Annotated in this window: 16 protein-coding genes; 6 read left to right on the top strand and 10 right to left on the bottom strand. The window is 64.7% G+C overall.

Annotation, left to right across the window (positions count from 1 at the left end; translation table 11 throughout):
* Nucleotides 1-20 precede the first annotated feature (20 nt).
* Both cobS and RRU_RS01085 read right to left on the bottom strand, forming a co-directional pair.
* On the bottom strand, nt 21-1,010 hold the full coding sequence (gene cobS, locus RRU_RS01090; protein WP_011387959.1) for a cobaltochelatase subunit CobS: 990 nt from the start codon (nt 1,008-1,010) through the stop codon (nt 21-23).
* A 72-nt stretch (nt 1,011-1,082) separates the two neighbouring features.
* Complete coding sequence (locus tag RRU_RS01085) at nt 1,083-1,694, bottom strand: J domain-containing protein (RefSeq protein ID WP_011387958.1); 612 nt, start codon at nt 1,692-1,694, stop codon at nt 1,083-1,085.
* Between the two features lie 188 nt (nt 1,695-1,882).
* Between RRU_RS01085 and RRU_RS01080 the strand changes: the two genes are divergently transcribed.
* The 4 genes from RRU_RS01080 to RRU_RS01065 all read left to right on the top strand — a co-directional run bounded on the left by RRU_RS01080 (nt 1,883) and on the right by RRU_RS01065 (nt 6,227).
* Nucleotides 1,883-2,227, top strand: a complete 345-nt coding sequence (locus RRU_RS01080) for a BolA family protein (RefSeq protein ID WP_011387957.1) — start codon at nt 1,883-1,885, stop codon at nt 2,225-2,227.
* A gap of 249 nt (nt 2,228-2,476) precedes the next feature.
* Nucleotides 2,477-2,785, top strand: coding sequence for a hypothetical protein (locus RRU_RS01075; RefSeq protein WP_011387956.1), 309 nt, complete (start codon nt 2,477-2,479; stop codon nt 2,783-2,785).
* A 239-nt stretch (nt 2,786-3,024) separates the two neighbouring features.
* Entirely contained in the window at nt 3,025-5,436 is a 2,412-nt protein-coding gene (locus tag RRU_RS01070) for a VTT domain-containing protein (protein ID WP_011387955.1), read from the top strand.
* Nucleotides 5,433-6,227: an endonuclease/exonuclease/phosphatase family protein gene (locus tag RRU_RS01065; protein ID WP_011387954.1), complete on the top strand. Its 795-nt coding sequence runs from the start codon at nt 5,433-5,435 to the stop codon at nt 6,225-6,227. The genes RRU_RS01070 and RRU_RS01065 overlap by 4 nt, the downstream gene beginning before the upstream one ends.
* Nucleotides 6,228-6,406: 179 nt before the next feature.
* Here the strand turns inward: RRU_RS01065 and RRU_RS01060 are convergent, their stop codons facing one another.
* On the bottom strand, nt 6,407-7,585 hold the full coding sequence (locus tag RRU_RS01060; RefSeq protein ID WP_237703816.1) for a restriction endonuclease: 1,179 nt from the start codon (nt 7,583-7,585) through the stop codon (nt 6,407-6,409).
* Nucleotides 7,586-7,785: 200 nt separating this feature from the next.
* On the opposite strand from RRU_RS01060, the gene RRU_RS01055 reads away from it, so the two are divergent.
* Nucleotides 7,786-7,980: a hypothetical protein gene (locus RRU_RS01055; RefSeq protein ID WP_011387952.1), complete on the top strand. Its 195-nt coding sequence runs from the start codon at nt 7,786-7,788 to the stop codon at nt 7,978-7,980.
* On the opposite strand, the gene RRU_RS01050 is transcribed toward RRU_RS01055, so the two are convergent.
* The 5 genes from RRU_RS01050 to RRU_RS01030 all read right to left on the bottom strand — a co-directional run bounded on the left by RRU_RS01050 (nt 7,954) and on the right by RRU_RS01030 (nt 18,728).
* A complete protein-coding gene (locus RRU_RS01050; protein ID WP_011387951.1) occupies nt 7,954-9,939 on the bottom strand; it encodes a hypothetical protein in 1,986 nt (661 codons plus the stop codon). The genes RRU_RS01055 and RRU_RS01050 overlap by 27 nt on opposite strands.
* Nucleotides 9,940-9,945: 6 nt before the next feature.
* Complete coding sequence (locus tag RRU_RS01045) at nt 9,946-11,355, bottom strand: hypothetical protein (RefSeq protein WP_011388145.1); 1,410 nt, start codon at nt 11,353-11,355, stop codon at nt 9,946-9,948.
* Between the two features lie 53 nt (nt 11,356-11,408).
* Nucleotides 11,409-12,287 (bottom strand): hypothetical protein, encoded by an 879-nt coding sequence (locus RRU_RS01040; RefSeq protein WP_014625890.1) that lies wholly within the window; start codon nt 12,285-12,287, stop codon nt 11,409-11,411.
* 152 nt (nt 12,288-12,439) lie between these two features.
* Nucleotides 12,440-18,214 carry a hypothetical protein gene (locus RRU_RS01035; RefSeq protein ID WP_011388143.1) on the bottom strand — a complete coding sequence of 1,925 codons (5,775 nt, stop codon included), beginning with the start codon at nt 18,212-18,214 and terminating at the stop codon, nt 12,440-12,442.
* 226 nt (nt 18,215-18,440) lie between these two features.
* Nucleotides 18,441-18,728 carry an acyl carrier protein gene (locus RRU_RS01030; RefSeq protein WP_011388142.1) on the bottom strand — a complete coding sequence of 96 codons (288 nt, stop codon included), beginning with the start codon at nt 18,726-18,728 and terminating at the stop codon, nt 18,441-18,443.
* A 220-nt stretch (nt 18,729-18,948) separates the two neighbouring features.
* Between RRU_RS01030 and RRU_RS01025 the strand changes: the two genes are divergently transcribed.
* Nucleotides 18,949-20,172 carry a beta-ketoacyl-[acyl-carrier-protein] synthase family protein gene (locus tag RRU_RS01025; protein WP_011388141.1) on the top strand — a complete coding sequence of 408 codons (1,224 nt, stop codon included), beginning with the start codon at nt 18,949-18,951 and terminating at the stop codon, nt 20,170-20,172.
* A gap of 343 nt (nt 20,173-20,515) precedes the next feature.
* Here the strand turns inward: RRU_RS01025 and RRU_RS01020 are convergent, their stop codons facing one another.
* Nucleotides 20,516-20,821 carry a hypothetical protein gene (locus RRU_RS01020; RefSeq protein WP_148265467.1) on the bottom strand — a complete coding sequence of 102 codons (306 nt, stop codon included), beginning with the start codon at nt 20,819-20,821 and terminating at the stop codon, nt 20,516-20,518.
* Nucleotides 20,822-20,830: 9 nt separating this feature from the next.
* Nucleotides 20,831-22,258 (bottom strand): MATE family efflux transporter, encoded by a 1,428-nt coding sequence (locus tag RRU_RS01015; RefSeq protein ID WP_011388140.1) that lies wholly within the window; start codon nt 22,256-22,258, stop codon nt 20,831-20,833.
* Nucleotides 22,259-22,272: the final 14 nt, after the last annotated feature.

Genomic DNA, 22,272 nt, shown 5'->3' with positions numbered 1-22,272 from the left:
TCGCCGCCCCGCGCCGCGCCTCACAGGAAGGCGGTGCGGAAGGCCGCACTCTCGGGGAGCTCCTTACCAAAGCACCGCTGATAATACTCGGCGATGATCGGACGTTCGGTCTCGTCGCATTTGTTCAGGAAGGTCACGCGGAAGGCGAAGGCGTCATCGCCAAAGATGGTGGCGTTCTCGGCCCAGGTCAGCACGGTGCGCGGCGACATCACGGTCGAGATATCGCCGTTGATGAAGCCGCTGCGCGACAGATCGGCCACGCCGACCATGGCGTTGATCTTGGCCCGGCCTTCGGGGGTGTCGTATTCGGGACGCTTGGCCAGGGCGATCCCCACCTCCACGTCGTGCTCCAGGTAATTCAGCGTGGCGACGATGTTCCAGCGGTCCATCTGCCCCTGATTGATCTGCTGGGTGCCGTGATAAAGCCCGGTGGTATCGCCCAGGCCAACCGTATTGGCGGTGGCGAACAGACGGAAATAGGGGTGGGGGCGGATCACCTTGTTCTGATCGAGCAGGGTCAACCGGCCTTCGACCTCGAGCACCCGCTGGATGACGAACATCACATCGGCCCGCCCGGCGTCGTATTCGTCAAAGGTCAGGGCGATCGGCCGCTGCAGACACCAGGGGAGGATTCCCTCGCGGAATTCCGTAACCTGCAGCCCGTCGCGCAAAACGATGGCATCCTTGCCGACCAGATCGATGCGGCTGACGTGGCTGTCAAGATTGACGCGGATGCACGGCCAGTTGAGGCGCGAGGCGATCTGCTCGATATGGGTGGATTTGCCGGTGCCGTGATAGCCCTGGATCATCACCCGGCGATTGAAGGCGAACCCGGCGAGAACGGCCAAAGTGGTGTCGCGGTCGAAGCAATAGGCGTCGTCGCGATCGGGAACGTGCTCGGACACCTCGGTGAAGGCCGGCACGGTCAGATCGGACTCGATACCGAACACGTCCCGCACGGAAACCTGGGTGTCGGGTTTATCAACGGGATACTCAGCAGCGACGTCCATGGACTTCCTCGTTCTCAGGCAAACGGCTTGGTGATGAAAAAGCGGACCGCACAGGGGCGGCCGGGCAGAATGTCACGCGTTCAGGACGTTGACCAGCACGTGATAGGCTTCGTTGACTATCTTGAAACGCTCCTCGGAGTCCTTGTCCCCGCCGTTGGCGTCGGGGTGATAGCGTTTGACCAAGACCTTGTAGCGGCTTTTCAGTCCGTCCAGGGTCAGGGGTTCTTCAAGATCAAGCACCCGCATCGCCCGGGCGCGCGGCCCATCCTCGCGGTAGCGGGCGCCCTCGCGCGAGACCCGGGCGCGGGCGGCCTCGCCGTTTTGTTCCTCGAACAGGCCAAAGGGGTCGGCGAAAGGCGACTCCGTTCCGGGACGGGCGTTGACGGCGCGTTCGCCCAGCGGCCAAGTCGGGCGGTTCCACACCGTGGAATGGCGGATCTCCCGCTCGATCTCGGCCTCGCTCATGGCGCCATAATAATTCCATGTGCGATTATAGTCCTGCACGTGAACAAGACAGAACCAGTAATACTCGCGCAGGCCGCGATCCTTGGGGGCGCGGTAGAGCCCCTCGGCGCCACACCCCGCGTGATCACAACGGCGCGGCGCCAGCCCCGGGCCGTTCGCAAAGCCATCAAGGGGGGGGGACGGCGCGGTGCTTTTTGCGGCCGCCGCGTCCAATGCCATCGCTCTGTGTCATGACGGTGCCTACTATGGGGGCCCAACCGGCGCAAGGCAAGCCATCGACCGCCCTTGACAGGGAGCGCGCCCGCCCCCCAATCGACACCACACCCGGGTAACACCCCTCCCGGGTGACGGCCCGCCCCCCGGCCCCAACCGATCCCCGCCCCCGTCCGATCGCAAGGAAATCCGCCATGACCCTCGCCGCCCCGTCCTCCGCCACCCCGATCCGTGACCGCCTGGAAAGCAAGCTGCGGGCCGGTCTCGCCCCCGAAACCCTGATCATTCGCGATGACTCGCGCAAGCATGCCGGCCATGGCGATCGCCTCGCCGCCCTCGCCCCGGCCGATCAGGGCGGCCATGCGCCGATCGACGGCGCCGGCGAGACCCATTTCAGCCTCGACATCGTTTCGGCGCGCTTTTCCGGGATGTCGCGCTTGGAGCGCCAGCGTCTGGTCAACGCCTTGGTGGCCGAGGAACTGCGCGAGCGCGTGCATGCCCTGTCGCTGCGCTGCCGCAGTCCCGAAGAGCAGGCCTGACCGTCACCCGTTTTGCTGCGAGATGATCCAAGGGTTCCGCTTTGCTTCGCAATCCGCGAAACGTGCCGGCTCCGCAACGGCTGGTCTGCTTCAGGTGCTTTCTTGGCAAAATCCGGCAAGCCCTTGCCCTATGAGACCTTTCTGTCCGCCCGTAGTAATCGCGCCCCGACTGGTACGGTTCTTGCCATAAGGGAGTGAACCAAGGCCGTTCCCCGGCGAGCGGGGCGGAGAGCGCAAGGAACCCAATCGATGTCGGATAAATCCTCCCTGTCAGGTGCAGCCCGGGTTTTGGTGGTCAGCGAAGACGACAAGGTTCTTCGTCTGGCCGAAGCGGAATTATGCGATCGCTTTTCCGTTTTCACCGCCAATGAGGTTGCCGGCGCCCTGCGCCTGCTTGAAGAAGAAGGCCCCTTCGCCGCCGTTCTGACCGATCAGGCCAGCCGCGCCACCACCATCGACGGCATCTTGCCCGAACTGATCGGCCGTCATCCCGGCACGGCGCTGATGTTGCTCGACGCCACCTCGACCCGCGCCCCCCATGGCGTCACGGTTCACTAACGACCGCCTTGAAACGGAAGCCTTCACAAGGCAGACCGACTTCTGAAGGCCTCCGTTTTCGCCTCTGGCGTGGCGTGCGAAGAAGCCCCCCCGCGCTTTTCCGCCCGCCACGCCCGCCGTTCCCCTTGGCCGTGAGCCTTGGGCTTTCGGAACTCCGCCCCTCCCCGCACGTTTGGCCTTAAAGGGAGGGTGCGGCGTTCCGGCCGGCCTCCCGCCCGAAAGCCCAGGCGGAGACGGCCATGATCACCCCCCCCCTTGCTGCCAGCCCCCCCCGTACCGCCGAAGACCAAGAGCCCCCCCCCTTCCGCCTGCCCGGGGACGCGGTCTGGCGACGGGCCCATGCCGATCGCTGCGCCATTCTCATCGATGGCGAGGCGTATTTCTCGGCCCTGCGCCAAGCGGTGATCGCGGCGCGCCGCGAGGTGCTGATCATCGCCTGGGAACTGCATTCCAAGGTCGATTTGCTGCGCGATGTCGAAATCGACGACCAGGGTTTGGCCGCCGACGGCTGGCCCGTCGCCCTCCAGCCACTGCTGCTGGCCGCCCTGGAACGCAATCCCGATTTGCATATTCACATCGTGCTGTGGCGGGTGGCCGTGCTGTTCCTGCTTGAACGCGAGGTCCCCTTCGATCTGCCCAAGCTGTGGGCCTGTCATCCGCGCCTGCATTTCGTTGAGGACGGCGATCTGCCGGCCCTGGCCAGCCATCACCAGAAGATCGTCGCCATCGATGGCCGCTTGGCCTTCAGCGGCGGTCTCGACCTCACCACCTCGCGCTGGGACACATCGCGCCATCTCGCCCATGATCCGCGCCGGGTGAACCCGGACGGCGCCTTTGGCCGACCCTGGCACGATGTGCAGGTCATGGTCGATGGCGACGCCGCCCGCGCCCTGACCGAGATCGCCCGCCGCCGCTGGGAGCGGGCCACCGCCGAGCCCTTGCCCGCCCACGACATCCTCCCCGCGCCGGCCGAGGCCGTTTCCGATCCCTGGCCGGCCGCTATCGCGCCGGACTTCACCGATATCGCGGTGTCGATCGCCCGCACCGAACACGAATACGCCGGCCGCTCCGAGGTCCGCGAAGTCGAAGCCGGCTTTATCGCCACCTTGGAAAACGCCCGCGACTGGCTGTTCATCGAGCAGCAGTATCTGACCAGCGAGGCGGTCGGCGCCGTTCTCGAACGCCGCCTTGCCGAGGAGGACGGCCCGGAGGTCGTGATCATCCTGCCCCAAGGGTCGGATGGCCCGGCCCAGCAGGCGATCATGGACAAGGGCCGCGACGACATGCTCGACCGCCTGCGCGCGGCCGATCGCCATGGCCGTTTCGCCGCCTATTGGCCGATCGCCCGCGACAGCGACGAAGGACCGAACGGGGCGGAGAACGCCGAGGCCGCCGACCCCACCGATCCAACCGATCCGCCGGCCGAGCCCGAGGGCCGGGGCGTTTACGTTCATTGCAAGGTGATGATCGCCGACGGCACCAGCCTGCGCATCGGATCGGCCAATATGGCCAACCGCTCGATGGGCCTCGACACCGAATGCGACGTTATTTTGGAAGACGACGGCACCGCTGACTTCCACGCCAAGCTTTTTGCTTTGGCCTGTCGGCTGGCGGGCGATCTGCTCGGCCTTGATGCCCAGACGGTGGCGGCGCGGATCGAGGCCGAGGGCTCGTGGATCAAGGCGATCGAGGCCCTGCGCGACAAGCCCGGCAACACCTTGCTGCCCTTCACCCACCGCACCCCCACCTTGCTTGCCGACCTCGCCCCCGATCTTCGCCTGTGCGATCCCGACCGGCCGCTTGATCCCGACACGGCGGCGGCCATGCTGATCGCGCCGTCGATCGAAGAACTGCCGCCGGCCCCGCCGCCCGATCCTTCCGGCGGACGCAAGCGCCGCAAGGCGTGGCTGGCCCTGGCGGCGGTGGTGGCGGTGGGCGGCGCCCTGGGGCTGGCCTGGACCAATCCCGATCTGCTGAAATGGGCCGATCCCCATCGCCTGCTTGATGCCCTGGGATCGTGGACCAGCTCGCCCTTCGCGCCGTTGGTCGCCGTGCTTGGCATCGTCGCCCTGGGACTGGTCGGCTTTCCGGTGATGGTGATGATTCTCGGCACCGGCATGGCCTTTGATCCGTGGATCGCCCTGATCGTCAATCTTCTGGGGGTCGGCGCCAGCGCCTCGCTGTTGTTCCTGATCGGCCGCATGGCCGGCCGCGACGCCATCGAGCGCTTCGGCGGCCGGGCGATTCCGGCGCTCAGCCAGCGCTTGGCCAAACAGGGGGCGGCCACCGTGGCGGCGCTGCGCAATGTGCCGGTGATGCCCTTCACCCTGGTCAATCTGGTGTGCGGCGCCACCCATATCCGCTTTCGCGATTATCTGGTCGGCACCCTCCTGGGGATGGCTCCGGGCATCGCCGCCCTGTCGTTCCTGGGCGAGCGGGTCGCCGCCAGCTTGCGCGACCCCACCTGGGGCAGCTTGCTCGCCCTGGCCGGGGTCGGCATCACCACGGCGGTGCTCGCCCATGCCCTGCAGCGCTGGGCCGAAAAGCGCGAGAAGACCTCGGGCAAGCCGGCGGGAGAGACCGGGACGACCGCCGAGCCGGAGACCCGATCAGACGCGGCAGCCCGACCGGCCGCCCGCCCGGCGGAATGACGCTCCATCAGCCCAGTCCCCTGGTCCCGCACAGCACGTCAACGAGCGAGGGGTTCGCCGGTTCGATCGCCCTTCGCGTCGTCTGCTGGAACCTTCATGGCTGCGTCGGCACCGACCGCCGCCGCGATCCGTCGCGGGTGGCCAAGGCCCTGGCGGTGCTGTCGCCCGATGTCGTAGGCCTGCAAGAGGTCGATCTGCGCCGCCATCCCGGCGAGGCCGAGGATCCGCTGACGTTGATCGCCCGCGCCACCGGCATGCGCGCCGTCCATTCGCCAACGCTCAAACGCGACGGCGGCGCCTATGGCAACGCCATTCTCAGCCGCTGGCCGGTGGTCGCCGCCCTGCCGCTGGATCTATCCGTTCCCGGATGCGAACCGCGCCGGGCGATGGACGCCACCCTCGAGCATCCGGCCGGCCCGCTGCGGGTGATGGTCACCCACCTCGGCCTGGGCCGCAAGGAGCGGCGCTGGCAGGTCGGCCGGCTGGGCGAACGCCTGTCGCGACCGCTGGCCGGCGCCGACGGCCGCGACGCCCATCATCCGCTGATCCTGATGGGCGATTTCAACGAATGGCTGCCCTGGGGGCAAACGGCGGTGGCCGGCTTGAAGACGTGGTTCGACGCCGATTGCTCGCGCCGCACCTTCCCCAGCTGGCTGCCGATCCTGCGCCTCGACCGCCTGCTGGTGCGCCCCTCCCCCCGCCGCCTGACCCCCTGGCCAACCCTGCCCCAAGGCCAAGGCATCCGCCGCGCCTCCGACCACCTGCCCTTGGTCGTCGACCTGGAGTTTTAAGGGACGGCGGGCATGCGAAAAAGGCGCCCGGCTTTCGCGGACCGCCTTGAGGTTGTTCGGGTCTGGTTGCGGGCGCACAAAACTACCGATATCGGCATTCGCTTCAAGTCGCGGTTTAAAAGGACAAGTTCCGATAGCTTATTGGGCCAAGACTTGTTCAACGCCGCAGAACGATAACCTTAATCACAGAGATTGAAATGCACGGGCTCGCCGTTCCAAGCCCTGAATAAATCATGCCCGTTCCAGTACCTCACCTTTCCGTCGCTCACCGACCGCTTCGCGCGGAACACGTTATCCGCTGTCAGGCCCTCTAGGCATTTAGAGCCTATGTCAGGCACTTCAAAACCCTCCTGCCAGTAACCGGAGATCGTTCGCGAAGGAATCCCCATTAACAGGGCTGCGTACTTCGTTTCCTTTAGCACAACCGCGAACTGGTTCGTGATGACCGAGTAGCCAGTACGAGCGTAGACTATGCGGGAATCTTTCGACGAAAGATTCTGAAGCAAGTACGATACTGCTGATGGCGCGACAAGTTTTGATTTGTCACGAATAATCCCGTCGCTTGCATTCTGACACCAGTTCCGCACGTCGTTCGACGTAGCAAGTGTCATCGGAATGCGCGTTCGGCCAGCGAACTTGCGTGCTGAGGGTAGGTAATCGGATGTTGTCACGAAAATGCTCTTTTGCGCATTCTCGACATCTGCCACACCATGCAGTGCTGCCACAGCAGACATATCTATTTTGTTTCTCGGTGAGTATTTTTTTGCCTGAACAAGCGTCAGTACGTCCCCGAGAGGATCGCGCTGAAGCACGCGAACATCAATTCCCCCATCATTCGAGCCGGGGCCGAGCTCACACGTAAAGCCTTGGCTTTGAAATATTCTGAATAGTAAAATTTCAAACTCGCGCCATGTGAGCCGATGCAAATCGTCTGGTCGCTTGGCGAAATGCGAATACAGCTCCTCGTGAACATCGGCTATGTCCTGCTGTACCAGCCCGCATACCCATTGCCAGTTGACATAGTCGAGGAACGGTTGGAACAGAGGGCTATCGTCCTCAGGATAGATATGAACGCTCACCTCATCGATCCGATCGAACCAGAAACCATGCCGCGCGAGTAGCTCGATGAACTCGACATCGAGATCACCAAATTCCCCATCTAGCGCACGACCAATATCTCCATTGAAATGCAAAATAGTTGCAACAGGGGCTGCTTCAGGTTCACCATCCACTCGTTGGGCGTAAGTCTGAAAGCCGCAGTCGAACCAAAGCTCGTGCCTAGCCGCCCATTCTCGAATGGAATTTTGCAGTGATATAACCACTGCTTCCAACTCAGCATCAGAAGGCGTGGCTTTCACCTTACTTTCCTTGAACTCGTCGTTAGGCTTCATATTTCACCATCACAAGCGCAAGAAAGTGCCACCCATCTCATTATTACATAGTGCCAATATTCGCTGACATGTGCTGCTGTCTGGGCGGACGCTACGCTCCCCCCACCCCTCCGCCAGGGCGATTGGCGATGGTATGATCGTGCCCGTGAAGACACGAGGAGGGAAGCATGGAGATCGACACCGACCGTATCGACGAGGCCGTTCTGGCAGTGCTGCTTCTTGGCCTGCATAACAACGATCGGGCCTGGAAGGGGTTCGATTGGCAGACCCTGAACCGCCTGCACACACGGGGCGCAGGGCTGGCGCGCTCTGGGCCAGGGTGCCGGGGATTTGGCCTATGGCGAAGAAACCGCGTGGGGTGATTGCAAGGCCGGGGCGGGCGATGCGCGGTCTTGGCGCTCTTGCGCCCAGAGGGCCGTCGCGAGATCGGACAGCCCCGGCCCGCAGGTCGCGCCCTCCGCATCGGCGGATGGCCGCAGCAGGCGGGCAAGGGGGAAGGCGAGCCCGAGGGAGAGGAGCCAGAGGCGTGTGGCGGCCTCGCCCGAGGTCGCCAGTCCTGGGAACAGCGGCGTCTCCTGCCCGTCCACGGCGGCGACCGCCGTTGCTAGCGCCTTGGCAAGGGCGTCGATATCCTCGTCAAGCTGGGGGGTGACGCCTTCGCAATGCAGCCGCAGCTCCGCCATCCCCACCCTGGGCACCAAGGCCAGCAAGGCCGCCGCGCCGTGCCGATTTTTCGCTAGATCAAGAGCGCCGGGGGGCGCGCCGCCAAGCGCCGCCGCCCCCTCGGCCAGCTTGGTCCACGGGTCGCCCGCCGCTGCGGCGGCCTCTGGCGGAACGGATGGCGGAACGGACGAAGCCGCCCCCACCATCTCGCCGATCCAGGCGACAAGGCCTTGGCCCCGCGCCCTCTCCGCCCCGCCGAGAGCGAGAAGGGTCGCCCCATGGAGCAAAAGGCCGGTCAGCCTCTGAACGCCGCCGGCGAGTTGGGGGGCCGTGGGTCGGCGCGGATCGTCGAGCGCGATCACCCGGCCCGTCCGCGGATCACGGCCCATCTTCAGGCCCCAGCCATAGGTGACGCGCCGCGACGGCGACTCTTCCACCGCGACGATGCCGTCGATTTCGCCGGCATGCAGGGTCAGCCCCTCCGGCGCATGGCAGACGACGGCGGGGGCGCCGAAGGGCTCCACGGCGATGTCGCCCACCCATAATTCGCGCAGACCGGCGGGCACGGCGACAGCGGCGCCGCCGCGAAGACGCAGCCGATCGGCAAGGCCTCCCGTCGCCGCGCCGGTGGCAAGGGCCGGCGACATCGCCGGCTCTCCCTGCGAAACGGCGGCGGTCCCGGCGCCATAGCGCTGGACCAGGGCGACGTTGAGCACCTTCTGCCACACGCGGGCGCGCCCCTCGCCCATGAGATAGGCCTGCGACATCAGATGCAGGCGAAGGGGACCGCCGGCGCCAAAACCATCCAGCAGCCGGGCGGCCCGCCACTCGGCTTCAAGGAACGGCGCGGCAAGCACATCGGCGTCGCCGACGCCTTTGAACGCTCCGGCCGCCACCAGCCCGGGCAGGGTATCCTCCGGGGTCAGCGCCAGGATTTCGCTCCGCCGGTCACACCATTCGGGGCCGCAGAACTGGGCGAAGGACGCGGCCAGCGCTCCCTCCGCCCGTCCGCCGGGAACGACGCGGCGAAAATGATCGACCAGGAACGCCATGCGCTCGGCACGGAGGGCGAAGACCTGCCAGAGCCGCTGGCCATAGCCGATCCGCGAGATGAAATGGGTGCCGTGGTGATAAAAATAGTCGAGATAGCGCGCCATTTGCGCCTGACGCACGAACGGCCGCCACACGCCGTCGGCGTCGAGCCGTGTCGCCGTCGAGCGCAGGCGCGCCATGGCGCGCTTGCCCGCCTCCGTCCAATAGTCCGCCATATGAACGCGGTCATCGATGCCGATCGACGCCACATCATGGACGACCTCGCCATCGTCGCGGTCGAGGGTGAAGAGCAGATAGCCGGCGGCGGGGGCGCCGATCCGCGCCAAGAACGCCGGATCGGGGGCGATCAGCGCGGCGGCGTCGAGCCGGCGCTGCCCCAGGTGCTCGCGCGAGACATCGACCCTCACATCGAAAAGCGCCGTGAGCAGACCGCCAAGGCTCTCATGCAGCGTCACGGCTAGCGGCGCGAAGGGTCGCAAGGAGGGCGGTTGGGCGCGGGAAATGGCGATGAGCGGGCGCGGCCCCGGCGGCGGCGCCACCTCCCCCGCCACCGAGCCGAGTCCGGAAAGCACGTTGACCGGATCACCAAGCTGAAACATCGGCATGAGGGGTCACCCGAGCGGCTGGAAGGTGCAGGCCAAAAGCAGATCGGCCGGAGCGGCCACCCGGCCAATGGTGATGAGGTGGTCGGGAAAAAGCAGGTTTTCAAAAGCCAGCAGGCTCACCGGCGCGAAGGACACGCTTGTCAGCGAGTTCTGGATCGAGCCCTGCAAAATGCTGGAAAGCTGGGTCTTGACCTCGTTCTCGCAGGCCCCGGTGACTGAAACGCTGATGCTGCCCGGGGTGATGGCGATCCCCTGCGCCCTGCCCTGGCCGGAAAGCGCCATCGGATACACGCCGTTGACATCGATCGTCACCGGCAGGTTACCCCCGGTCTGAATGTGATCGTAAACCCGCAGACCCGGGCCGGGAAATCCACCAAAGATCAGATTGACGTAAATGCTGTAGGTGTCCGTATGCCGGTTGCAGCAGTCGCCATAATCAAAGCTGCCGGCGATGTGCATGGCGGGATAAAGCCGCATTTGCCAAGCCGCGCCGGATCCGCCATCGCGGAAGGCGGACAGGCTGAAGCCGGCCGAATTGTGAAAGCCGCCGGCCAGAATATCGTTCATCAGCCGGTAGGATGAGATCATCACGCTGCAAGTATAGCCATCGGCGGTGGGAATGGGTTCATCGACCAGAACGCCCAGGGTCGGCGGGATGGCGCCACTCGTCGAAATCATGATCTGCACCAGCGTATTGCCGCCGCGCGTCGTCACCACGTTGAAGCGGAACGCCCGCGGAGTCAGGCCCGGTCCGGCGCCGAAATCGCGCATGTCGACCGAACACAGGCAATAGCGCACCTCATGGGCGGCGAACCAGTTCATGATCTGATCGGCAATGACGGCCGGCGGTTGGCCAGACAGGGTCATATTGCCGAAGGTGAAGGCGCCCATGGCGAAATCCAGCACCACCGATTGGGCGCCGGGGGTGACAACCCCTGTGACCTCGCTCACCGGAACCGTCCCGGTCAGCACCGGCTTTTGACCAACATCGATGAGTTCAGGCGGGCCCCAGTCCACACGCGGATCATCGGGCTGGCAATCGCAGGTGCCGGGTTTGAAGCTCTGCGGCACGATCATCGAACCGACCGCGAGGGAACCGGCGAGGACCGCCTGACTGACGGTGACCTGGGCGGCCCCCGAAGTGAACTGGAACAGCGGCGGGCCGAGGGTCACCGTGAAGCGGCTGACCGTGGTGTAATACTGGTCTGGCGTCGGCGCTTTGTAGACGCCCTCGCACCAGACCATGACCATGGTCATCTGGCCCTGACCGGCGGTTTGCTGGTGCCAATGGCTTAGAAGAAAGGCGTCGAGCGCGCTTTGCAGCACGTTGACGACCGCGTCCCAGCCCTGAAGCACCTCTTGATTCTGGGCCATTTGGCCGACAAGACTGTCAAAGGTCGCCCCGGTCGACGGCATCGGTAAGGGTCCTTGTTGATCGTGCGAGGAAGGGCGGGTCAAAAAGCCGACGGTCAGCCGAATTCTCCGACCAGCACCATCTGGCCGAACAGGCCGCCACCGGTCACCCGCGGCGTCTTGTCGATAAGGCGGAGGCTTTGGGCCAGAAGCGCCGTCGCCGCCGACAGCGGAACGGCTTCCAACGCCTGCTTGAACGGGCCGTCAAACAGCTCGCGGACAATTCCCATCAGCGTTTCCTCGGCGATGCCCGCACCGGACACCCGCAGCTCGGAGCCTTTCAGCCTGAGCTCCGCCCCGCCGGCCGCGGCGACGCTTTCAAGGCCGAAGCTTTGGCAAAGATGAACGTCAATCTGAAGGGTGGCGCCGCGCGAATGGGTTTGCCGAACGGCCAAACGGCCGTCCGCGTCGCCGTGCAGTTCAAACCCCAGTTGCTCATGCTGTCGGCTGACCGGCGGGGCGTCGCCCCATTGGATCGTCCCTTGAAACAGAATTCGGTTCTGGCCACGCAGAAACCAGTCCATCGCGGCCTCCCCCGGCCCCCCCTCTCCTGGAGGGACCGCCTCGAGCTTGAGGTGATCGGAAAGGGCATTGAAGCCATCGGCGATCAACCGACGAAAGGTCACCTCGCCCGCAAGCGCAAAGGTCCAGTCGGTGCCGGCGAGGGGGGCGATGACCGGAAGGGGCACATCCGCGACTTGGTGCGATGCGCGAGGCGCGCTTCGCAGATTGAGAACCCGCCGGCCATCGATGGTTTGCCAAAACAGGCGCGCGGCCTTGGGGTCCGGCCCGCCGACATCAAGGCCGAGGGCCTGACCCAGCCCGAGGCCCCCAGTCCGCGGCGTGAGCGCCACCCCATCCCGGGCGGTGCCGATCAGGGATCGCAACGCCGGCGGCAGGGTCCCGGCCACACGGTCGAAATCGACCGCCAGCACGGCGCCCGGCCCCTGAAGCCTTGGAAGCGTCGCCCCCCATGATGCGAGCCTCCGTTCCTGATCGCCGGCCACGGCCTTCCCCCTTTTCTGAACGTTCCCAAACGCCTGGGCCCCACCCGGGCGACCCGCGCCCGGGTGGGGTCCGTCCCCCGTCAGGTTCCCACCCCAAAGCCCGGCGGCAGAAGCACCACCTGCTTGGGAGCCTTGTCGACGTCGGGCTGCACCACGACAAGCAGAAGGGTGCCCGGGTTGATGGTGCCGGCCTCGATATCGACCGTATAGGTCACCATGCCTCCCAGGGCGGGCTCGATCGGCCCGTATTGGAACGAGAAGGCCTTGGGCAGACCGCTGATCGTGGCGCTGCCGTTGCCCTGGCCGTTTTGGAAAGCGGTCGTCCCGAACACGCCCTTGGCCCCCGAGGAAGCCGAAAGGGTGACGTCATAGGCGGCGGCCGTCTTGCGCACCTTGTTATAGAAACTGCCGACCACCAGCAGGTCGCCCGGCACCGAGGCGTCGCGCATGTTGACCAGTTGATCGGCCGGAAACAGCAAGGACTCCAGGGCCAGAACCGAAATCGATTTGAACTGCACCTTCTCGATGCTGGCCTTCAACTTGGCCGGCACCGCCGCGCCGAGCGCATTGAGCAGGGCGATCTTCAGGTCGTTGTCGTTGCAGTCGCACGGTCCCTGCGGCGTAAGATTGGAGGCCTTGGAGAAGGTCACGCTCGGATTGGTGTTGGCGAACTCGACCACCTGCGCCAACCCTTGCCCCGTGGTCTTCAGTGGATAGCTGCCGGTCATGGTGACATAAGCGATGGCCGAGTTGTCGTCCCAATCGGTCCAATAGCCCGGGACATAGACCATGTCGTACGAGTAAGGCGGGATCCATTGGCTGTATTGGAAGGCAACCGTCGTTCCCCCCTCCGGCTTGGTGGCATCGCCGTTTGAGTAATAAAGATCATAGCCGCCGTGTTCCGAAGGCTTAAACTCCAGCCCGGCCAGATCCCAATTGATCGTATTGCCCGAGGCCGAGATCCGGTACTTCACCCGTGTTCCATGAACGTCATATTCACTCTTGAAATCGACGTTCGCCGCGACCGTACCGCTGGCGATCTTGGCGGTATAGGTTTGATAACCCTGGGCCGGAGCCACCGCCTTGGCCTGGAGGTTGGCCGATCCCTGGTTGAAGTTCGCGACGAAAACATGCTCGAAGGTGAGCTTGGAACTCAGGATCAGCGAGGCGGTGAAATCGCTGCCCCCCGGCACCGGATTGGCGGGATTATAGGGCACCGGCTCATCGACCTGAACTAGACCGGTCGATTGCGGTTTCTTCGATGTCGTCACGATCTGCATTTGCAGAATGTTGTTCCCGGCGCGGGTGGTGCCGGCGTGAAGCTTGAAGAGGCTCGGGGTCAGATGCGTATCGGCATTGAGGTTTTTGAGGTTGATCGTCTGCACGACGTATTTGATTTCGTGGAAGGCGAAATAATTGGCCAGCGCATTGGAAATCTGGGTGCCGTGTTTCTCGGGGTCCCAGTCCGGCGGGTTGACGCTGAACTGCTGGAAGGTGAACGAGCCCGACGGGAAATCAAGCAGCACCGTGCGGGTGTCATCCTTGCTGCCCTGACCATCGGGCGGCGTCACCACGCCTTCCACCTGGGCCAGCGGCACGCTGCCGCGGACATAGGGGTTTTTCGAAACGTCAATCTCATAAGGATCGTTCCAGTCGATGGCGGGCGAAATGGTGTGCGTGCCCGCCCCGGTATTCGTCAGCACGATCGGCTTGCCCCCGGCGGTCTCTGACACTTGGACCGTCGTCACTTTGCCCACCGTCTTCAGGGCGACGAGCCAATAGGTCTGGTCGCCCCCTTGCAAGGGCGCGGGCAGCGTGCCGGTGGAGCCCAGCGTCACCACCATGCCTTCGGCAAACACCGGGCTGACACTCAGCGTCAGGGTGCTGTCGCTCGGGTTGGCGGTGAAGGTCACCGGGTCGGCGGGCAGACTGCACTGCGCGGGCACGAAGGTTTTCTTGTCCACCTGCATGGAGCCGGTCTTGATCGTGCCGCTGATGATGGTCTGAATCACGGTCACGCTGTCGTTGCCGGGAATGAACTGCACCAGCGGATTGCTCAGCGAAAACGCCAATTGGGTTACGGTGGTCAGCGCCAGCTTGCCAAAGGGGATGACGTTATCGCAGTAGTAACTGGCGACGGCCATCTGATTGGTGCCGCCCGTCATCTGGTTGAACTGCCAGTACAAGAAGGCGTTGACCGGCCCCACCAACGTGGTGAACGCCGCATCCCAGCCCTGGAGCACCTCTTGGTTCTGGTACATCTGGGTTTGCAAGGAGGCGAGGGTCGGACCGCTGTCGCCGGCGGCCGCCAGGGCATTGGCCGTCAGCGCATTGGCCGCCAGCAGCTTGCGATTGGCCGCCCGCACCACGCGCTGGCGGCGAATCGGGTCGTCGTAATGGGCGGTGATATAGAAATCGACCTCGATATCGAGAAGGACGCGCGTTTCAAGGTCCTTGTTGCTGGCCCGGTCGGCCGGCAGGGCGATGTCCCATTCGGCAAAGGGCGTGACTTGGGTCACCCGGTTGTCAAACGGTCCCTCCGAACCACCGCTGATCAGGGCGCCAGAGGAGATATCGTAGACATAGGGGCCGAACTTGCGCAAATCCGTGGCGAAAAGCCGGGCCTTGCGGTTGTAGGCCCGATCCATGAACGGGTTCGCCGATGTCGAGAAGGCCAGTTCATAGCGCCCCGAGGCGCTGGAGCGGATGCCCTGGACGATGCGCGGCACCACGCGGCGCACGCGGACCATGTCATAGGTCAGGAAGGGAACGGCGGCGAGATCGATCTGGAAGCGGAAGGTATTACCGCCGGTCAGCCGGCTCGCCGGCACGTCGGTGATGCGGAAGGTGATGGGATCAGCGACATCCTGCGGCGGCGGATTGAGGTTGCCGATGCCGTGGATGGCATTGAGGTCCTGCTGCGACACCACCGCCAGCAGGTTCTGCAGCGAAAATGAGGTGATGATCGCCGGATCGCCGAAATATTCATATTGAACGGCGCCGTCCTGGAGCTCCAGCGTGTTGGCGAGAACCGAAAGCACTTGTTTGAGCTGGAACTGCAACGGGCCGGTCGTGCCGATGAGATCGATGCTGTTGATGTCGGGCGGGCGGGAAACACTGTTCAGATTGAGCTTATCGCTCAGCGCCGACATCGACGCCTGCTGTTGGCCATTGATGGTCTTCAGCCGGTTTTGATTGACGATCTCCATCGCCAGGGCCACCGACCGCGACTGTGTTTGAACCAGTGCGCTGCCGATATTGGAAAGCGTGTTGACGGCGGCGATGAGGTTGGCCTTGTCCTGATTGAGGCGGCCGCTGTCGGGCACATTGGTGAGCGCCGCCCGGACGTTTTCGGCGAGGGTCTGGAACTCCAGTTGCGTCGGCATCTGCAATTCATTGAGCTTGCCGGCGGCGGCGATGGTCTTGGACAGGTCGTTGAGACTGGCCACCTTGTTCATCGTCTTCAGCGCCGACTGCAGCTTTTCCAGCGTGGCGACGATGGCCTTGATCTTGTCATAGGTGTCTTTCAACGCCTTCAGCGCCTTCAGCACACCGCCCGCCGCTTCGCTGGGAATGGCGGCCATGGAGAGCCCGGCCGTGAACAGGCCCTCCACCACCGAAACCACGCAGGCGGCGACCTGATCGCGCGCATAATCGGCGTAGTCGTCTTGGAAGGTCTGAACGATGCCGGGGGGATCGCCGGTGTTGCTGATCACCACCCGCTGGGCATCAAGCTTGGCGCCGAGAGTGGCGATCTCCTTCAGCGTTTCCGCCTGCTGCTGGCCAAGTTGGTCGAGCACTTGGTCGTAATAGCCGTTCATGGCCTTCTGGCCATCGGCCAGCGCCTTGAAATACCCCGTCAGCACGCCGCCGATCCGCTTGACGTTGTCGTTGAGATCGGCCAGCGAGGTCATGACCTTATAACTGTTGATCGTGTCGCGGATCATGATTTCGTTGGCGATGATCGTCTGCGACAGGGTCTGCGCCTGGGTGATCATGCTCGACACGTAGGGTCGGTAGGTTTCATAGGTCACATAGGGCACGAAGACGATGTCGGTGCCGAAGGTCGCCACGTTTTCGGCGATGTAGAGGGCGTGCGAGCGCGAATAGGCCAGATCGAGATCCTCGGTATCGGCCGGGATGATGGAGGCGAGCCAGCGCAGATAGGCCTGCTCTATGCCGCGGATCCGCTCGGCGTCGTCGCTACGGGCATGCAGGAGCGACTCAGCCGCCGTCACCGACATGCCGATGCTGCCCTTGAGCTTGAGCACAAGCTCGGGCGACGGCGTGTTGGCGAGCGCGCCGGCGATGGCCACTCCGGCGCGCCCCGTCGCGGGCTGGACCGAGGTGGTTTCAAAGAGCAGGCCATCGAGCGCCGCCTTGCGGATCACCGCACCCGACCGCGTCGTGGCGGCGAAAAGCACGGCGCCGAACATGGTGTCGCACACCACGGTAAGACCAAGAAGCGCCGCCTCGCTCATGGTGAGAACCGGCGTTTCGATCGACCGGCTGGCGTCGATGGTTCCGGCGACCAGCACCACGCGATCGCTTGGCAGCATCACCGGACCGCTGCCCGCCGGCACATTGGCCTCCAGCACCTGGGAAAAGCAGGTAAAGGAGTTCATCTGGAAATTCGCGCCGACCACATCGGCGCCGAGGAAGGACACCCGAGAGATATCGACCAGTTCCTGATAGACGTCGATGGTCGGGGTGACGATACCCGAGGCCCAGGAGGCGTTGGCGTCGGGAAAGAAGGTGGACCAGTCGATATCGACCGGCGAGGGCTGGGGAATGCGCACCGCATCGCCCCATTTCTGCAACAGGGCGCCCTTGACGATCCGGTCCCACGGGCCGGCGACATAGGGGTTGGAGATCAAGGCGGCCAGCGGCGCCAGCACCAGGGCGCTCGGCACGACCGACTCGAAATCCTCGATAAGCCGGTAGTCCGTCGCATAGGCGAAGATCGAGGCGATGTCCTTGGGAACATAAGGGCTCGCCCATTTCCCCTCCGTGAGGGCGGCGTCGAGGGCCGGGTCGCGGCTTTGCAAACGCAGCGCGCCGTACTCGGACACATAGCCAAAGCCGTTGTCGGTGACCGGGGTGGTCCAATAGGCCCAACTCGCCGCCGGCGCGCCCGTCACCGCCAGATGGCCGTCGGCTTGCAGGGTCGCCTGACGCTGAAAGGCCGCCTCGATCACGCGGAAATGCTCGGCGTCAAAGGCGAAGACCTGGAACAGCACATCGCCGAAGACTTCGCTGGCGACGACATGCGAGCCGAGCGCGGTGATGGCGGCGAGATAGGACGCGGCGTCGCCCTGGCTGATGGCGGCATGGGAAAAGGGCGCGACAAACTGGGCGGCATCGATCGGCTTGAGCGCCGCGATCAGCGCCAAAGCCTCGGCCGTCAGATAGTGGTCGCGGTCCGCCTCCCCCGGCTCGGCGAAATAGGGATGGCGCAAGGTGGCGTTGGCGCGCCGCGTCGTCACCAGCATGTAGCTGCGGGCTTTGGCGAGATCGAGACCGATCCAGTCGCCGGCCTGCTTGAGCGCCTTCGCGCCATCGGCATCGCTGAGCATGAGCGGACCGGGCTGGACGACCACTCCCTTCTGCAAGCCGGTGACGCGATAGGCGTTGAGGCCGGAAAGCAGCGAACTGGCGGAGTCATGCAAGGTGATGGTGGGATAGGGGGCCCAATAGTCGACATCGTGGGGGGTCACGTTCGGCGTCACGCTCGACAGCGCCGCCACCGGCGGTTCGAAATAGGGATAGGGCGCCGCGGTGTCCTGCGGCGTCCACACCGGGCGATAGCCAAAAACGAGATTGGCGGCGGCGCTGGCCCACGAATACTGTCCCATCATTTCTCCCCGGACGTTGAAAGACGGCCCGCCACGGCGGGATCCGCCTGTTTTAAAAACAGGGCATACGTCCCGAACCAGGGCGCCCCCGCGAGAGAATGAACGCGCGCCTCCGCGTCACTTTCTCTGAACGCCCAACCCGGATACTGAATAAAGCGGAACAAAAAGAGGTCTATAAGTCTGATCTGAGAGCGGTAAGCGTAAACCAGATTTCACGCGCACCGCTCTAGGCGGGCGCCCCGGCCTTCTTGCGCTGGGCGTTTTCCAAAAGGCGGTAAATATCGGCGAAGGTTTTCACCTCGGCGCGAATTTTCGAGGGATCCTTTTCCAGCTCAAGGCCGGTTTTTTCCTCGATCAGAAAGCACAATTCGATAAAATCGAAGGAATCGACGTTGAAGTCATCGAGCAGGCGCTCGGGCGCCAACTCCTCGGGCGGGCGATCGAGAAAATCGGCGATAAGGACCCGCACCTGGTGGGCGAGCGGCGACGGACCATCGGCGGCTTGTTCGCTCATTTGCGTTTTCCCATGGGGCAAGGAGCCGGCCGGAAACGGCCGTTTTTGGTGTCTTTGTCTGGAAATCGGATTGCCCGCTTAATCGCCAACCCCGTCTTGGCCAATGCGGGTGGGTGCCCCCATACCAATAAAACTACTTTAGGTACTTTACAAAACCTTAGATGGCATTTCAATAATCGCCTCGTTCTGTCGCGATATATTTATTTTTCTAGGAGCCGCCATGCGAACCGTCGCCATCACCGGCTTGGGAATCGTCGCCGCGACCGGGGTGGGGGTGCCCTCCTTCTGGGCGGACGTCTGCGCCGGAGAGCCGCGGTTTTCCCCGTTGCCGCCTTTCGCGCAAGGGACGCTGGGCTTCGGTCTCGGGGCGCAGGCCCTGGCCTTTGACCCCGAGCGGTTCTTTGGCCGCCGGCAGCAGGGCCATCTTGACCGCTTCGCCCAATTGGCCCTCGTTGCCGCACGCGAAGCCGTCGCCGACAGCGGCCTTGACTGGAGCGAAGACCTGCGGGCGCGCAGCGCCGTTGTCACCGGATCGGCCATCGGCGGGGAACTGACGCAAGACGAGGCGTTCTTGCGCATCTATGGCCACGGCGGCCAGCAGGTGAACCCGGTGACGATCCCGCGGGTGATGCCCTCGGCCGGCGCTGTGGCGATTTCCATGGAGTTCGGCCTCACCGGTCCGGTGCTGACCCATTCCACCGCCTGTTCCTCCGCCAGCCACGCCATCGGCCAGGCGTTCATGATGGTGCGGTCGGGCATGGTCGATATCGCGATCGCCGGCGGCAGCGAGGCGCCCTTCGCCTTTGGCTATCTGAAAGCCTGGGAGGCGATGCAGGTGGTTTCGCCGGAAGCCTGCCGCCCCTTTTCCCTGGGGCGCAAGGGCATGAGCCTTGGCGAGGCGGGGGCGATGCTGGTTCTGGAACCTCTTGAGCGGGCACAGGCGCGCGGCGCGCGGATTTATGCCGAACTCGCCGGCTTCGGCATGTCGTCGGACGCCAGCCATCTCACCCGCCCCCATGAGGCGGGTCCCGCCCGCGCCATCCGCGCCGCCTTGGACGATGCCGGCTTGAGCCCTGGCGAGATCGGCCACATCAACGCCCATGGCACCGGCACCGTGATGAACGACACCGTGGAGGCCCGCGCCATCCGTGAGGTGTTTGGCGAGACGATACCGATGCTGACCTCGACCAAGGCCGTCCACGGCCATACCCTGGGGGCAGCCGGCGCCGTGGAGGCGATCGCCACCGTCCTTGCCGTCAGCGACGCCATGGTGCCGCCGACGGCCGGGTTCACCGCCTTTGATCCAGAGTGCGGCCTCGCCCCGGTCAGCGGGGCGGCGAGCCCCCCCCGCCATCGGGCGGCGTTGAGCCATTCCTTCGCCTTCGGCGGGCTTAACGCGGTCCTCGCCTTCCGCCCGACGGACAGCGCCGAGAACCGGCGCTGAGCCGCGTCGCCGAACCGGGACGGTGAAGGGTGCGGCGTTCTCCCGGCCACGGCTTCCCCCGGGACCAAACACCTAGGCGGCGCCGAACGTACTCCGTGGTGGCCTTTCCGCCCCCTCCAGATCCGGAAAGGGCGGCGGAACCGCGGCAGAAGCTGATCGCCGCCTTCCTTAAACGAGGTCGTCCAGGAGGTCGCGCCAAGTCTTGACGGTGTGCAGAAAGGGGGGCCGGGGTCCCCCCGCTCCCCCAGGACCTCGGCATCCACCCCCACGATCGCGCCGTCGGCGGCCACGGCGGCCACGGCGGCCACGGCGGCCACGGCGGCCACCAGCCCATCCGTGTGGGTCAAGTTGCAGTCAAGGCGGTGATGGGCCAGAAACGGGGCAATACGCCGGTCAATGCGCGGTTTTTCCAAAGGCTGACCAGTGAACCGCCAAGCCCCTGCCGGAAGCCTGCAGGTTCTGGCCAGCAGAGCCCGCCGAAGAGCATGCGCGCAAATGAACGTGCGACGATCGCAGGCACGGGCGAACCGCGCCGCCCGTTCCCGCTCCCGGTCGTCGAGACATCGCCGAAATTCGGACGGAAGCGGATCGGGAACGGCTCCAGGGACCAGAGCCGGACCACGGGCGCGGGTTCGGGAACAGGAATCACGCCACCCCCCTACTCCGCGACCCCGGCCACCGTCGCCTCGGCCGGGGAACAGACCGGCTGGGCGGCACGACTTAGCCTTTGCCGGAGACGAAGCCCCAAGAGGCAGCATGCGACCAGCAAACCGGTGGACAGCCCGTACCACCAGCCGAGAGGACCTTGCGGCGCCACGACCCAGTCCGTGAAGCACAGCACGTACCCCACAGGCAGGCTGATCAGCCAATGCGCCGCCAGCAAAATCAGGAAGGGGCTGCCCGGATCACCCAGCCCGCGCAGGAAAAATCCCAAGGCGATGGCCACCACGTCGATGGTGAGGATAAACACGACGACCCCCAGCAGGTCGAGGGCTAGGGCGATAACCTCCGCATCGTCGGTATAAAGGCGGATCACCGGCGCATCGAACGCCGCCAGCAGGACGGCAAGGACGATGGAAAACGCAACGCCAATCCCCAGCGTCCAGCTCATCACCGGGCCGAGGGTGGCCGTGTGCCCGCCGCCCGGGGATCGCGAGATCAGAATCGTCGCCGCCATGCTAAGTCCGGTGGGCATCATCAACAAAACCATCAATATATTGAAGGTGATCTGATGAGCGCCGATGGCAACCGCGCCCAGCGTGGCGATGAACACCGCCACCACCGCCATGATCAGGTAGTCGGACAGGAAGTTCAGGGCGATGGGCAAGCCGAACCGTAAAAACCGGCCGATCGCGGCGAGCGACAGGTCGGCGCCCGACAGACGGTGAGTCCACAAGGGCTTGACCGCCCCGTGCAGAAAAGTGGCGCCCGCCAGCATCACCGCCATCCCCCAATACAGCGCCACCGAGGCCGCGCCGAACCCACCGGTTCCAAGGGCCGGCAGGCCGGCATGTCCATGAACCAGGGCGTCGTTCAGCCAGATTTTGGCGGCCACGCCCAAAACGGCCACCACTGTCACGATCCAACCGACGTGATGGGCTTCGATAACGAACCTAAAGGCCAGGAAAAGCCCCATGCCGGGCATGGCCAAGGCCATCCAGTTCAGGTAGGCGGAGGCCTCGGGAATCAGCTCCGGCGCCACCCCGAAAAGGCGGAACAACGGCGTGGACATCCAAAACAGCAGCGCTCCCAGCAACGCCCCCCCGAGGAGGCCGACCAGCAAGCCGCGCGCCGCCACGCCGGACACGGCCTCCGACGCATTCTCCCCCAGCATCTTGCCGATCGTCGGGGTTACGCCGTAGAGCAGGCCCAGAAGAAAGATCATCATCGGCACCCAGAGGGCGGCTCCGGTGGCGACCGTGCCCAACGTCAGCACATCGAGGTTGCCGGCCATAATCACATCCACCACACCGCTGGCCATCTGCGCGCATTGGGAGATGATGATGGGAGCCGAAAGCAACAGCAGGGGTGGCAGGACGGACGCCGGGCGGCCTGCATCGGGTCCTGCGGTCGGGGTTTGGGTCATGAACCGTCCTCCAT

It is taken from the genome of Rhodospirillum rubrum ATCC 11170 (assembly GCF_000013085.1).
GTDB classification, from domain to species: Bacteria; Pseudomonadota; Alphaproteobacteria; order Rhodospirillales; family Rhodospirillaceae; genus Rhodospirillum; species Rhodospirillum rubrum.
This window is presented reverse-complemented; position numbering and strand designations above follow the sequence as displayed.